Genomic DNA, 14483 nt, shown 5'->3' on the forward strand with positions numbered 1-14483 from the left:
GCGCGTCCTGACCGGCAAAAGCGGCCCGCCGCTCCCATTGCGCACTGTGTCGCAAGTCGCGCAATGCATCGCCTGCCGAAGGAAGTCGATGCCGGTTCGCGCTTGCAGGGGCATGGGTGTTTTGCTATTCAGATGCGGCGCAAGTTCATGGAAATGGCCGCGGGGGAAGCGATGGCGGTGTCGGGGAAGGGACGGGAGGCGCCGCGCGCGCGCGGGTTCCCGAAAACACGCTCTCGCTGGCGATTCTCCCGGGCCGGGCTGTGGCCCATGCTGCTGGCCTGCGTGCTGTTCTGGACAACTGCTGACGAGGCGAATGCCATGGGCAAGATGTGCCTGTTTTCGGCCGTGAAGGGCGTGGTGCTCGATCATGGCAAACCGGTCGAGGGCGCGACGATCGAGCGCAGCTACAAATGGATGTGGAATGACCGGACCGGCGCGGATGCGGCCACCACCGACGCGCAGGGTGCGTTTTCGCTGCCGGTGATCTGGGGGCATTCGTTTTTCGGCTCGCTCTTGCCGCACGAGCCTTACGTGCGCCAGACGATCCTGATCAGGCACGCCGGCAAGAGCTACGAGGCCTGGTTGCTCAACAAGCGGGGCTACGTGGAAAACGACGAGTTGAACGGGCGCCCAATTTCGCTGGTGTGCCGGCTGGAAGCGGAGCCGGCGCGTCATGGCGAGGTTTTCGGCATCTGCGAACCACAGTGACTTCGAGATCACCAAGGAGAGGTCGATGAGCACACTCACCCCCGAACAGGCCGCGGCAATCGCAAGCGGTGTCTACGCCCTGCGCGACCAGACGGTCACCCAGGCTGCGGAACGCCACGATGTGCTCGGCTGCGAGGGCATGTTCGACGTGGTCGATGACTCGCGCTTCAACGGCGTATCAGGTGGCTTGTATGTCTGCAAGGTGCTTGGCGGATTCGGTTACATCGCCGAGGGGATCGGCCGGCATGTGAGGGAAATTCTCGTCGCTACCCGCGGCACGGCGATCGCGGTGGACTGGTTGACCAACGCCAACATCGGCATCCAGCCCGGCCCCGGCGGCGAGCGGGTGCATGCGGGGTTCCACGAGACCTGGAAATCATTTTCCGCCGAGATCGCGCGGTTCCTGCGCGGACGCAATCCCACGGTGATCCACTGTGTCGGCCACAGCCTGGGCGGTGCGCTTGCCACGCTCAATGCCGATTACTTCTCCAGCATTCGAGCGGGCCAAGTCAAGCTCTATACCTTCGGCTCGCCGCGTGTCGGCGGTTCGGCGTTTGCCGGGAGTCTGGAGGATCGCGTCGGCACGCAGAACATCTTCCGCACTTTCCATTGTGCCGATCCGGTGCCGATGATTCCGCTGTTTCCGTTCTTCCATGTACCGGCAGCCGGCGCAGCGTACCAGTTGGGCAACGGAGCGCGGGGCATCTTCAGTTTCGGCGCGCACGGCATGGCGAAAAGCTATGTTCCCGGTGTTCTCGACCAGAGCTGGACGGCGTTGCGCAACCGTGACCTCGGCAACGATGGAAAGATGAAGGTGCAGCTCTGGCTGGAACAGGTCAGTGCCGGCAGCGGCGGCATCGTGAAGGGCAGCAGCTGGGCGCTGGCGATGATCTGCAAGGCCCTGACCTGGCTGCTGGAGAAGGCGGCCCTGATCGCCTTCACGGGCCTGGGCGCGGGCGTGAGTGCCGGCCTGACGGCGCTCGATTACCTGGCCATGATGCTGGCCAAGGGGGCGGAGCTGTCGGCCGAGATATCGGCCTATCTCAGGACCATCGTCGCGGCGATTTTCCGCTTCCTCGGCCGCACGGTGACGACGGGTGCATCGATGACCTTGAGCTTCATCCGCTGGGTGCTGGGTCTGCTGCACCATTCGCTTGCCATGGTCGCCCGCCGCGCGCTCGGCGTCCCTCGCTAGAAGCGGGATTCGTGAACACGGGGTCGGGGCCGAAGCGCACTGGCGCGGCCCGCACTCGCCGGTGACCTCGCGCTAACGTCCGTGCCATGCTCGGCGCTTCTTGCACCCGTTGGTTCGCGAAGGAGTCCCGTCATGCAATATCGTCGCCTCGGCCGATCCGGCCTGCAGTTGTCCGCGTTGTCGTTCGGCGCCTGGGTCACCTTCGGCAGGCAGGTCGGGCGCAGCGAGGCGCGCGACATGCTGGCGCTGGCGCACGATCGCGGGGTGAACTACTTCGACAACGCCGAGACCTACAACAACGGCGTGGCCGAGCAGGTGATGGGCGACGTGCTGGCCGATCTGCGCTTTCCACGCGACAGCTACTGCGTATCCAGCAAGGTGTTCTTCGGGGCCGTGGACGAGCCGCTGCCGACCCAGCGCGGCTTGTCGCGCAAACACGTGATGGAGGCCTGCCACCAGGCCATGCAGCGCCTGCGCGTGGACTATCTGGACCTGTATTTCTGCCATCGTCCCGATCCGGACACGCCGGTCGACGAAACCGTGGCGGCGATGGATACGCTGATTCGCCAGGGCAAGGTGCTGTACTGGGGCACCAGCGAATGGCCGGCCGAGGCGATCGAAGAGGCCCATCGGGTGGCGCGCGAGAATCATTTCTACGCGCCGGTGATGGAGCAGCCCCAGTACAACCTGCTGCACCGCGAGCGGGTGGAGCGCGAATATGCGCCGCTGTACGAGAAGTACGGCATGGGCACCACGATCTGGTCGCCGCTGGCTTCGGGCCTGCTGAGCGGCAAGTACGACGGGGGCATCCCCGCCGACTCGCGGCTCGCGCAGCCGGGCTACGAATGGTTGCGCAAGAGCGTGCTGGGCGAGGGCGACGAGCGCCTGGTGCAGGTGCGCGCGCTGCAGCCGATAGCCGACGAGCTGGGCACCAGCCTGGCGCAACTGGCGATCGCCTGGTGCCTGCTGAACCCGCACGTATCCACCGTGATGCTGGGTGCGAGCAAGCGCGAGCAGCTGGCGCAGAACCTGGACGCGCTGGAGCTGCTGCCGCGACTGGATGCGGCGCTCGCCGGGCGCATGCGGCAGGCGGTGGGTGGCTGACCCGTCGCGCGTGGAGTCCGCGAGGGTGGTTGACTCTCAAATGAGAATGATTATTATTTGAGTGTCCGCCACCGCAGGAACTCCGATGCCCGTCCTCTCCTTGCGTCCGTCCCCGTTTCCCCCTTCTGCCGTGCACCGCGGCGCGGCGCCGCGGCTCGCCACCACCACGCGCCGGGTCGCCAGCGATCTGCTGCTGGCCGGCGGGCGCGAGCTGGTGATCCAGCATCAGGGCAGCGAGTACCACCTGCGCCTGACCCGCAACGACAAACTGATCCTGACCAAATAGTCATGGGCATGCGGCTGGATCGTGCCGCCCTGTTGCTGCGGATGGCGGCGCAGTTCGCCACAGGCAGGCGAACCGGCATCTGCGGATCGGAGGAGGCCGCCGCCACGTGCAGGTCGTGGTTGTGCCTGTCCACCGCGCGATGGCTGGCTGGACTGCCGGCGCTGGGCAACGTGTTGTATGCGCCGAGTGTGATGCCCTGCATGTTGCGCGGCAGGCCGTTGCCGGGCTTGCTGGTCGAATCCGCCGATCTCGCGCCGTTGCTGCATACGCGCATCCTGGCGTTCGCCAGCGCAGTCACTGCCGATGGCCCGCGCGAGTGGATGGAATGCCGCGATGCGCACGAGTGCCTGCTCGCCCGGCTCTACCTGTTGCCGGATACCGACTATCTGGCCTGGGACGCCTTGTGCGCTGGTGCCGACATCGCGGCGGCCGGCGCTCGCGCGGACGCGTTCGCATCGCCGCCGGCCGCGGTGCGGGTGCTGCGTTTCCGATTGCGCCGCTTTGCCGCCGGCCTGAAATTGCTGGGCGCAGATGCCGTGGCGTCCGCCTCGCCGCTGGGGCGCGACGTGGCAGCGCGCATCGCCCGCGACGCGGCCACGCTCCGCTGAACCCGCCGGTCGTCGCCAGCGGCGGCGTCCGGCTGTCCGTGCACTGTCCGCGGACACTGCGCCACCGCCACGGGTGCGTCACAACACATTGAAAAAACGGTGTTTTCGCGGCATCGCCTCGATGGCATGCGGATTGCTCTGTCTCCTGCGTAGCCGCCCTGCACGCGGCCGGGAACGACACGATGATTCGCGACACATCGGCACAGGACAAACTGGTAGAGGTCAAACCCAATCGCAAGCGGCAGCTGATCCTCGCTGCCGTCGGCGTGCTCGTGATCGGCCTGCTGGCCTGGCTGGCGCCGGGGATCGGCCGGCTGTTCTCCGCCTCCGGTTCGGTGAGCGCCTCGCGGCTGTCGTTCGCGACCGTCGAGCGCGGCCCGTTCGTGCGCGACATCGCCGCCGAAGGCAAGGTGGTGGCCGCGGTCAGCCCCACCTTGTACGCGACCTCCGGCGGCGCGGTGACGCTGCAGGTGCACGCCGGCGACACGGTGAAGAAAGGCCGGGTGCTGGCCACCATCGACAGCCCCGAGCTGACCAACAAGCTGGCGCAGGAACAGAGCAACGCCGACGCGATGCAAGTCGACTACCTGCGTGCGCAGGTCGACGCGCGCAAGCAGCGCTCCGCCCTGCAGAAGGCGTACGACAACGCCAAGATCGACCTGCAGACCGCGCAGCGCGATCTCGCCCGCTACCAGAAGGCGTTCGCCCGCGGTGCCGTGCCCAGCATGGACGTCGACCGCGCCAAGGACACCCTGGACAAGGCCAACATCGCCCTGGAACACGCGCGCAGCGACCTGGGTATGGACAACGCCAGTCTCAACTTCGACATCCAGTCCAAGAAGCTGGCGCATGACCGCCAGCTGCTGCTGGTGGCCGACCTCAAGCGCCAGGTCGACGACCTCCACGTGAAGTCGCCGGTGGATGGCCAGGTCGGCCAGTTGTTCATCGCCGAAAAGGCCACCGTGGCCAAGGATGCGCAGCTGCTCAGCGTGGTCGACCTGTCCGCACTGCAGGTGGAGATGCAGGTGCCGGAGAGTTTCGCCCGCGACCTCGGCATCGGCATGACCGGCGAGATCAGCGGCAACGGCCACACCTGGAAGGGCATCGTCAGCGCGATCTCGCCCGAAGTGGTCAACGGCCAGGTCGCCGCGCGGCTGCGCTTCGACGGCACCACGCCGAACCAGCTGCGCCAGAACCAGCGCCTGTCGGTGCGCGTGCTGCTGGACAAGCGCGACAACGTGCTCACCGTGCAGCGCGGCTCCTTCGTCGACGAATCCGGCGGCAGCTACGCCTACCTGGTGCACGACGGCATCGCCACGAAGACCCCGATCCGCATCGGCGCCTCCAGCATCGACAAGGTGGAGATCCTCGAAGGCCTGAAGGAAGGCGACAAGATCGTGATCTCCGGCACCGACAGCTTCAAGGGCGCAGCCACCGTCGCGATAAGCAACTGACTATTTTCCTTCTCCCCCGGGAGACAAATCGGCAGGAGAGCCGATTTGCACGGCGAAAGCCGCCCGAAGGGTGAGGCACATGGATGTGCCGAATGAAGGTGCCCGAAGGGCGGATGAGGGTACGGGGCCTGCGCAGACTTTCTCGCGATAGCCGAACCCTCTCCCCAACCCCTCTCACCCGCAAGGGGACTCCCAAGGTCGCCGATGGGAGAGGGGCTCAAGATCACCACCACCGAGGAACCAGCATGCTCAAGATGACCCACCTGTCCAAGGTCTACCGCACCGAAGTGGTGGAGACCTATGCGCTGCGCGATTTCAACATCGACGTGAAGGAGGGCGAGTTCGTGGCCGTGACCGGGCCGTCCGGTTCGGGCAAGACCACCTTCCTGACCATCGCCGGCCTGCTGGAGACGTTCACCGGCGGCGAGTACCACCTCGACGGCGTGGAGGTCAGCAACCTCAACGACAACGCCCGCTCGAAGATCCGCAACGAGAAGATCGGCTTCATTTTCCAGGCGTTCAACCTGATCCCCGACCTCAACGTGTTCGACAACATCGAGGTGCCGCTGCGCTATCGCGGCATGAAGTCGGCCGAGCGCAAGCAGCGGATCATGGACTCGCTGGAACGCGTGGGCCTGGCCTCGCGCGCCAAGCACTACCCCGCCGAACTCTCCGGCGGCCAGCAGCAGCGCGTGGCGATCGCCCGCGCGCTGGCCGGCTCGCCGCGTCTGCTGCTGGCGGATGAGCCCACCGGCAACCTCGACACCCAGATGGCCCGCGGCGTGATGGAGCTGCTGGAGGAGATCCACCGCGACGGCGCCACCATCGTGATGGTCACGCATGATCCGGAGCTGGCCGCCCGCGCCCAGCGCAATGTGCACATCATCGACGGCCAGGTGGTGGATCTGGCCGAGGAGCCGCGCTTCCACGCGGTGAAGCAGGGGGCGGGAACCCGGGAATAGGGGAATCGGAAAGGCTCGCGTACCGCGTCGGCCTTGGCGAATCCCGCATCCGGCTCCAGGGAACCACATGTTCAGCTACTACCTCCAACTCGGACTGCGCAGCCTGCGCCGCAACCCCGCCCTCACCGCGCTGATGGTGATGGCGATCGGTTTCGGCGTGGCCGCGTCGATGATCACGTACTCCGTGTTCCGGGCCGTGTCCGGCAACCCGATACCTGGCAAGTCGGCGCAGCTGTTCACGCCGCAGGTGGACGGCTGGGGGCCGCAGCAGAACCTGAAGGGCGAGCCGGCCGAAGCACTGGCTTACATCGACGCGATGGCGCTGATGCGGGCGCACGAGGCGAAGCGCCAGACCCTGTTGTATCCGGTGCAACTCTCGGTGATGCCGGGCGGCAACCGCGACCTTCCCCTGAACGCCAACGGCTATGCCGTCACCGCCGACTTCTTCACCATGTTCGAGGTGCCGTTCCGCTTCGGCAGCGGCTGGAGTGCGCAGGACGACGACGCGCGAGCCAGCGCCGTCGTCATCAGCGGCGAACTCAACCGGAAGCTGTTCGGCGGCGCCAACAGCGTGGGGCGCACGTTCAACCTTGGCGGGCATGACTACCACGTGGTGGGCGTCACCAGCCACTGGAATCCGCGCCCGCGTTTCTACGACCTGTTCAGCACCAGCGGGTTTGCCGACGAGCCGGACATCTACATGGTGTTCAACCGTGCACTGGACTTGCAGATGCGCTCGGGCGGCCGCAACAGTTGCCGCGGTTCGATCACCTACACGAGCTGGCAGGGTTATCTGCAGAGCAACTGCGTGTGGATCACGCCGTGGGTGGAACTGGACAGCGCCGCCGAAGTCGCCGCCTATCGCCGTTTCCTCACCAACTATGCCGCCGACCAGCAGCGCGCCGGTCGCTTCGGCTGGGCCGCCAACGTGCGTCTGCGCGACGTGATGCAGTGGCTCGAATACGAACACGTGGTGCCGCCGGAAAGCCGCATCTCGCTGGCGGTGGCGCTGGGCTTTTTCCTGATCTGCCTGGTCAACACCATCGGCCTGCTGCTGGCGAAGTTCATGCGCCGCGCCGGCGAGATCGGCGTGCGCCGCGCCCTGGGCGCAACGCGGCGCGAGATCTACACCCAGTATCTGGTCGAGGCTGCCACGGTAGGCCTGGCCGGTGGCGTGCTGGGCTTGCTGCTCACGGCCGCGGGCGTGTCCGGCGTGGGCATCCTGTTCCAGCCGGAGATCGCCCGGCTGGCCCGGCTCGATCTCTCACTGGTGGGCCTGACGTTCGTCGTCGCCATCATCGCCACCGTGCTGGCGGCGTTCTACCCGGCGTGGCGCGCGGCACACGTGCAACCCGCCTGGCAACTGAAATCGAGCTGAGGAGAGCGCCATGAATTTTCAGGTCAGGCCCATCCTCACCGCGCTGCGCCAGCACAAGGCAGGCACCTTGCTGATCGCGCTGCAGATCGCGTTGACGCTGGCCATCGTGTGCAACGCGCTGTTCATCATCCACCAGCGACTGGGCAACCTCTCCGCGAGCAGCGGCGTGGACGAGGCCAACGTGTTCGTCATCACCAACATGTGGGCCGACATGGGCCAGTCGACGTCCCAGGTCGATGCGCAGGTGCGCGCGGACCTGATCGCGCTGCGGCAGTTGCCCGCCGTGCGCGACGCCACGCCGGCCAGCGGGTATCCGCTCAGGGGCGGCGGCTGGGACAACTTCGTCACCATGACGCCCGAGCAGGTCAAGCCGACCACGGATGCCGCGGTGTACACCGGCGACGAGCACTTCATCGACACGCTGGGCCTGAATCTCGTCGCGGGCCGCAACTTCCGCCCCGATGAGGTGATGGTGATGGGCACCCAGGAAGCCGTCACCCCGCCGACGGTGATCGTGAGCAAGGTGCTGGCCGATCGCCTGTTTCCCGACGGCGACGCGCTGGGCAAGAGTTTCTATGCGATGGGCGCCACGCCGACCACCATTGTCGGCATCGTCGATCCGCTGCACCGGCAGGGCGTGGACTCGTGGAGCAACGGCTATGCCGGCCAGGCGCTGATCTGGCCGTTGCGGGCGGATGATTCGCGCGGCGTGTTCTACATCGTGCGCGCCAGGCCCGGCCAGCTTGCCGACGCCATGCGCGAGGCGCCCAAGGCGCTGTACGCGCAGAATCGCCTGCGCATCATCGATTCGAAGGACGGCATCCAGGACTACGCCACCATCCGTCACAAGGTCTACGACCGCGACCGCGGCATGGCGATCCTGATGGGCATCATCAGCGTGGTGCTGCTGGCGATCACCGCGGCCGGCATCGTGGGCCTGACCAGCTTCTGGGTCGGCCAGCGCCGCAAGCAGATCGGCGTGCGCCGCGCCCTGGGTGCCCGGCAGCGCGACATCCTCGCCTATTTCCTCACCGAGAACTTCCTGATCAGCGTGTCGGGCACGGTGCTGGGCATCGTGCTGGGCTTCGCCTTCAACTTGTGGACGGTGACCCGCTTCGCGATGGACCGGATGTCGCTGGCCTACGTGGGCGCGGGCGTGCTGGTGCTGGTGCTGCTCGGCCAGGCCGCCACGCTGGCGCCGGCGCTGCGCGCCTCGCGCGTGTCGCCGGTGGAGGCGACGCGGAGCGTGTGATTTTTCCCTTCTCCCTCCGGGAGAGGGGGCCCTGAAGGGGTGGGTGAGAGTACGGGCGGAGCGAAGTGTTCTCGTTCACGCCGAACCTTCACCCCAACCCCTCTCCCGACGGGAGAGGGGCTCAAACGACGGAGAGACAGAATGTTTGCCTACTACCTCGAACTGGCGATGCGCAGCCTGAAACGCAGCCCTGGCCTCACCATACTGATGGTGCTGGCGATCGGCTTCGGCGTGGCTGCGTCGATGACCTCGTGGTCGGTGTTCCGTGCGGTGTCGGGCGACCCGATTCCGTGGAAGTCGTCCAAACTCTTCGTGCCGCAGATCGACATGTGGGGGCCGAACGGCCGCAGTCCCGACGGCGAGCCGCCGAACGCGATGGACTACACCGACGCGGTCGCCCTGATGCGCGATCACCGCGCCAAGCGGCAGTCGGCGATGTACCAGATTTCGCCCTCGATCGTGCCGACCGACGCCAGCAAACATCCGCTCAACGTCAGCGGGCATGCCGTGTATGGCGAGTTCTTTCCGATGCTGGACGTGCCGTTCCGGTATGGCCGCGGCTGGAGCGCCAGCGACGACAGCAACCGCGCGCAGGTCGTGGTGATCAGCAGCAAGCTCAACCAGAAGCTGTTCGGCGGTATCGACAGCGTCGGCCGCATCGTCAATGTCGAAGGCCGCGATTACCGGGTGGTTGGCGTGCTCGACCAGTGGAACCCGCAGCCGCGCTTCTACGACGTGGTCAACAGCGGTGGCTTCTCCACCACCGACGCCGACGTGTTCCTGCCGTTCCAGACCGCGATCCAGACGGGCATCACCAACGACGGCAATACCAACTGCAACGCGGTGCCGGACGAACCGGGCTTCGTCGGCCTGCAGCATTCGCCCTGCGCGTGGATCGCGTTCATGGCCGAACTGGACGATGCCGCGGCGGTGACGGCGTATCGCGCCTATCTCGACGGCTATGCCAAGGATCAGCAGTCCGCCGGGCGCTTCCGCTGGGCGCCGAACAACCGTCTGCGCGACGTGCCGGCGTGGCTGGAAAACCAGCACGTGGTGCCCAGCGACACCAGGGTGTCGTTGCTGGTGGCACTCGGCCTGCTGCTGGTGTGCCTGGTCAATACGGTGGGCCTGCTGCTGGCCAAGTTCCTGCGCCGCAGCAGCGAGATCGGCGTGCGTCGCGCGCTCGGCGCGCCGCGTGCGGCGATCTACACGCAGTTCCTGGTCGAGGCGGGCATCGTCGGTGCGGCCGGCGGCGTGCTCGGCTTGCTGCTGACCGGCGCCGGCGTGGCCAGCGTGGGCTGGGTGTTGCCGCGCGACATCGCCTCGCTGGCGCGGATCGACGTGTCGCTGCTGGTGCTGACCCTGCTGGTGGCGGTGGTCGCCACGATGCTGGCCGGCCTGTATCCCACCTATCGGGCTTCGCGGGTGCAGCCCGCCTGGCAACTGAAGAGCAACTGATGCGCTTTCCCTGCGCGAGAAAGCGGCCATCCATGGCCGCACTCCTCAAGAAAACCCGTTCCATTTGACGGTGCGACAAGGAACTACATCATGAAACTGCATCCCATCCTCGCCGCCCTGCGCAAGCACAAGGCCGGCACCGTGCTCATCTCGCTGCAGATCGCGCTGACCCTGGCGATCGTGTGCAATGCGATCTTCATCATCGGCCAGCGCATCGAGCGGGTGAACCGGCCCACCGGGCTGGATGAGAGCAACCTGTTCCTGGTCACCCAGCAATGGGTGGGCGCGCCCAGCGCCGACACCGCCGACGGCGTGGAGAAGCTCGACGCCATGCAGCGCGAGGATCTCGCCGCGTTGCGCAACCTGCCCGGCGTGACGTCGGTGGCGCCGATCAATTCGCTGCCGCTGCTCAACTCGTCGTGGACGGGCTCGATGTCGCACGATCCGGGCGCCAAGCTCGGCGGCAAGGACAACACCCGCACGGCGTACTACTTCACCGACGACCAGGCGCTGGATACGCTGGGCCTGAAGCTGGTGGCCGGCCGCGCGTTCACCGCCGGCGACGTGCAGCACCAGGGCTTCCGCGACCAGCCGCCGCGTCCCATCGCGATCATTACCAAGGCGCTGGCCGACAAGCTGTTCCCGAACGGCGGCGCGGTGGGCAAGGTGATCTACAGCGACGGCAGCAATGCGCCGACCACCATCATCGGCGTGGTCGAGCGCATGCAGACGCCCGCCAGCGGCAGCTGGGGCAACGATTTCGCGTGGTACTCGACGCTGATCCCGACCCGGCTCGACGCCAACTTTGCCCGCTACGCCGTGCGTACGCGGCCGGGCCAGCTCGACACGGTGATGCGCGCGGTGACGCCGCTGCTGTACAAGGTCAATCCGCTGCGCGTGCTCGATGACGACAGCGTCAGGCCCTTCAGCGAGATCCGCGCCAAGGCGTATCGCGCCGACGTGGGCATGGCGATCCTGATGGGGGTGATCTGCCTGATCCTGGTCGCGGTCACTGCCGCCGGCATCGTGGGTCTGACCAGCTTCTGGGTCGGCCAGCGTCATCGCCAGATCGGCGTGCGCCGCGCGCTGGGCGCACGCAAGATCGACATCCTGCATTACTTCCAGATCGAGAACCTGCTGATTGCCGGCATCGGCGTACTGCTCGGCATCGCGCTGGCGATAGCCCTGAACCTGTGGCTGATGACGCGCTACGAGATGACCCGCCTGCCGGTGTCCTACGTGCTCGTCGGCGTGCTGGCCATGCTGGTGATCGGCCAGGCCGCCGTGTTCGTGCCCGCGCGGCGCGCGTCCAACGTGCCGCCGGTGTCGGCGACGCGGGCGGCGTGATTTGGGCCGGGAATGGGGAACAGGGAACAGGGAATCGGCAAGAGCAACCACCGGGCGCCACGGCTTTTCCCATTCTCGACTCCCCATTTCCTGTTCCCTCCTCCGAAGGAGACACCGAAGGTGCTTGCCTACTACCTCGACCTGGCCCTGCGCAGCCTCAAGCGCAACAAGGCGCTCACCGCGCTGATGGTGCTGGCGATCGCGCTGGGTATCGGAGCGTCGATGACCACGCTCACGGTGCTGCACGTGCTGTCGGGCGACCCGCTGCCGGGGCGCAGCGGCACGCTGTACTACCCGCAGATCGACCCGCGCGACAACAGTGGCCAGCTGCCCGGGGTCGAGCCGCCGGAGCAGGTCACCCTGATCGATGGCCTGAACCTGCTGCACGCCGGGCGCGCCGATCGCCAGGCGCTGATGACCGGCGGCTCCGTGCCGATCCAGCCCGACTCCTCGGCCGTGGACCCGTTCTACGTGGAGTCGCGTTACACCACTGCCGACTTCTTCCCGATGTTCGGCACGCGGTTTCGCTACGGCCGCGGCTGGAACGCCGCCGACGACGAGGCCAAGGCGCGCGAGGTGGTGATCAACGGCGAGCTCAACGAGCGCCTGTTCGGCGGCGCCGACAGCGTGGGCCGCAACCTGCGCATCGCCGACGCCAGCTTCCGCATCGTCGGCGTGCTCGACGACTGGGAGCCCAACCCGCACTTCTACGATCTCAACACCGGCTCCTACGGCCGCGCCGAGCAGGTATTCGTGCCGTTGCAGACGGCGCTGGATCTGAAGATGGAGCACAACGGCTCCAACGACTGCTGGGGCAGGGGCGCCGGTGGCGTGGGCCGGATCTACCCCTCGGAAAGCTGCGTGTGGCTGCAGTTCTGGGTGCAGCTGGACAGCTCGTCCAAGGCGGCCGACTACCAGCAGTTCCTGGTGCATTACTCGCAGGAGCAGAAGGCGCTGGGGCGTTTCGCGAAGGCGCCGAACGTGCGCCTGCGCAACGTGATGCAGTGGCTGGCCCATGAACGGGTGGTGCCCGACGACGTGCGCCTGCAGACCGGTCTGGCGTTCGGCTTCCTGCTGGTGTGCCTGGTCAACACGGTCGGGCTGATGCTGGCCAAGTTCATGCGGCGCGCCGGCGACCTCGGCGTGCGGCGCGCGCTGGGCGCCTCCAAACGCTCGCTGTTCGGACAACTGCTGGTCGAGTCCGGCGTGATCGGCGTGGTGGGCGGCGTGGGCGGCCTGCTGCTGGCGGGACTGGGCCTGTGGGTGGTGCGCCAGCGTCCCTCCAGCTATGCCGCGTTGGCGCACCTGGACGGCACGATGCTGCTGACCACCTTCGCGCTGGCGCTGGGTTCGACCCTGCTGGCCGGCATGCTGCCGGCGTGGCGCGCCTGCCAGGTGCCGCCGGCCCTGCAGCTCAAGAGCAACTGAGGGTTACCGACATGGAACTGCGACCGATCCTCTCCACGCTGCGGCGGCACAAGACCACCGCCTGGCTGCTGATCCTGGAGATCGCGCTGACCTGCGCGATCGTGTGCAACGCGGTGTTCATGATCAACCACCGCCTGCAGCACATGGAGATGCCCACCGGCATCGACGAACATGCGCTGGTGCAGATCCAGCTGGCCGAGGTGACGCCATCGCCGGACATCTACGCGCGGGCAAGGGAGGATCTTGCCGTGATCCGGCAAGTGCCCGGCGTGCTGGACGTGGCGCTGGTCAACCAGTTGCCGCTGGGCGGCTCCTCGTCCAATGCCAGCATCAAGCTGGACCCGGAGCAACGCCAGCCGACCCTCAGCGCCGGCACCTATTTCGGCGGGAACCTGGCGCAGACGATGGGTCTGCGCCTGCTGGCGGGGCGCCACCTGCAGCCCGAAGAGGTGCTCGACGCCGACGTGGTGCTCAAGGCGCTGGCCACCGGCGACACCAAGGTCATCGCACCGGTCACGGTCATCACGCAGGCCATGGCGCAACGGCTGTGGCCGGGCGCCGACGCGCTCGGCAAGACGATCTACGTCGGCCCGGTCGGCGTGCGCGTGGTCGGCGTGGTCGCCGACCTGGCGCGCGCCAATGCCTACGATGACGCGACCGCGCACTACTCGATGATCCTGCCGATGTTCATGGGCGCCGGCAAGGACCAGAGCTACCTGATCCGCACGCGCCCGCAGGATCGCCAGGCCGTGCTGAAAGCCGCCGTGGCGGCGCTGAAGAAAGCCGACCCGCGGCGGGTGGTGACCGAGCAGCGCACCTACGACGAAGTGCGCGACAAGTTCTTCGAGAACGACCGCTCGATGGCCGGCATCCTGGTGGGCGCGATCGCCGCGCTGCTGATCGTCACCGCGCTGGGCATCGTCGGCCTGGCCAGTTTCTGGGTGGCGCAACGCCGGCGCACCATCGGCGTGCGCCGCGCGCTGGGCGCAACGCGCCGCAACATCCTCAACTATTTCCAGACCGAGAACCTGCTGCTGGCCACGATCGGCATCGTGCTCGGCATGGTGCTCGCCTACGCCATCAACCTGTTCCTGATGCTGCACTACGAGCTGCCGCGATTGCCGGCGATCTATTTCCCGGTGGGCGCGATCGCGCTGTGGCTGATCGGCCAGCTCGCCGTGCTCGGTCCGGCGCTGCGCGCCGCGGCGGTGCCGCCTGTCGTGGCAACGAGGTCGGTGTGACGCAGGAGCCCGCTCGCGGGCGATGCCCTTGATTTGATCTGCGTCGCGCATTTGAGCAGGAG

At 67.1% G+C, this 14483-nt stretch carries 13 protein-coding genes; all 13 read left to right on the forward strand.

Annotation, left to right across the window (positions count from 1 at the left end; translation table 11 throughout):
- Window positions 1-63 precede the first annotated feature (63 nt).
- The 13 genes from ACVCMB_RS16570 to ACVCMB_RS16630 all read left to right on the forward strand — a co-directional run bounded on the left by ACVCMB_RS16570 (window position 64) and on the right by ACVCMB_RS16630 (window position 14421).
- Window positions 64-708: a DUF6795 domain-containing protein gene (locus ACVCMB_RS16570; RefSeq protein ID WP_447105737.1), complete on the forward strand. Its 645-nt coding sequence runs from the start codon at window positions 64-66 to the stop codon at window positions 706-708.
- Window positions 674-1903 carry a lipase family protein gene (locus ACVCMB_RS16575; RefSeq protein WP_447105738.1) on the forward strand — a complete coding sequence of 410 codons (1230 nt, stop codon included), beginning with the start codon at window positions 674-676 and terminating at the stop codon, window positions 1901-1903. The genes ACVCMB_RS16570 and ACVCMB_RS16575 overlap by 35 nt, the downstream gene beginning before the upstream one ends.
- Window positions 1904-2035: 132 nt before the next feature.
- Window positions 2036-3007 (forward strand): potassium channel beta subunit family protein, encoded by a 972-nt coding sequence (locus ACVCMB_RS16580; RefSeq protein ID WP_447105739.1) that lies wholly within the window; start codon window positions 2036-2038, stop codon window positions 3005-3007.
- 85 nt (window positions 3008-3092) lie between these two features.
- Entirely contained in the window at window positions 3093-3293 is a 201-nt protein-coding gene (hemP, locus tag ACVCMB_RS16585) for a hemin uptake protein HemP (RefSeq protein WP_395116925.1), read from the forward strand.
- A 200-nt stretch (window positions 3294-3493) separates the two neighbouring features.
- Complete coding sequence (locus tag ACVCMB_RS16590; protein ID WP_447105740.1) at window positions 3494-3901, forward strand: hypothetical protein; 408 nt, start codon at window positions 3494-3496, stop codon at window positions 3899-3901.
- 182 nt (window positions 3902-4083) lie between these two features.
- Window positions 4084-5355 (forward strand): efflux RND transporter periplasmic adaptor subunit, encoded by a 1272-nt coding sequence (locus tag ACVCMB_RS16595; protein WP_447105741.1) that lies wholly within the window; start codon window positions 4084-4086, stop codon window positions 5353-5355.
- Between the two features lie 245 nt (window positions 5356-5600).
- The gene (locus ACVCMB_RS16600; protein ID WP_395116931.1) at window positions 5601-6317 is read left to right on the forward strand and encodes an ABC transporter ATP-binding protein; all 717 of its coding nucleotides are present in this window, start codon (window positions 5601-5603) and stop codon (window positions 6315-6317) included.
- A 67-nt stretch (window positions 6318-6384) separates the two neighbouring features.
- Window positions 6385-7695: an ABC transporter permease gene (locus ACVCMB_RS16605; RefSeq protein ID WP_395116933.1), complete on the forward strand. Its 1311-nt coding sequence runs from the start codon at window positions 6385-6387 to the stop codon at window positions 7693-7695.
- A 10-nt stretch (window positions 7696-7705) separates the two neighbouring features.
- Entirely contained in the window at window positions 7706-8947 is a 1242-nt protein-coding gene (locus ACVCMB_RS16610) for an ABC transporter permease (RefSeq protein ID WP_447100784.1), read from the forward strand.
- Between the two features lie 141 nt (window positions 8948-9088).
- The gene (locus ACVCMB_RS16615; RefSeq protein WP_447100783.1) at window positions 9089-10405 is read left to right on the forward strand and encodes an ABC transporter permease; all 1317 of its coding nucleotides are present in this window, start codon (window positions 9089-9091) and stop codon (window positions 10403-10405) included.
- 90 nt (window positions 10406-10495) lie between these two features.
- Window positions 10496-11752, forward strand: coding sequence for an ABC transporter permease (locus ACVCMB_RS16620; protein WP_395116939.1), 1257 nt, complete (start codon window positions 10496-10498; stop codon window positions 11750-11752).
- A 120-nt stretch (window positions 11753-11872) separates the two neighbouring features.
- Window positions 11873-13180, forward strand: coding sequence for an ABC transporter permease (locus tag ACVCMB_RS16625; RefSeq protein WP_395116941.1), 1308 nt, complete (start codon window positions 11873-11875; stop codon window positions 13178-13180).
- Between the two features lie 11 nt (window positions 13181-13191).
- Entirely contained in the window at window positions 13192-14421 is a 1230-nt protein-coding gene (locus ACVCMB_RS16630; protein ID WP_447105742.1) for an ABC transporter permease, read from the forward strand.
- The last annotated feature ends 62 nt before the right edge of the window (window positions 14422-14483 follow it).

The sequence above is a fragment of the Rhodanobacter sp. UC4443_H10 genome (assembly GCF_052978325.1).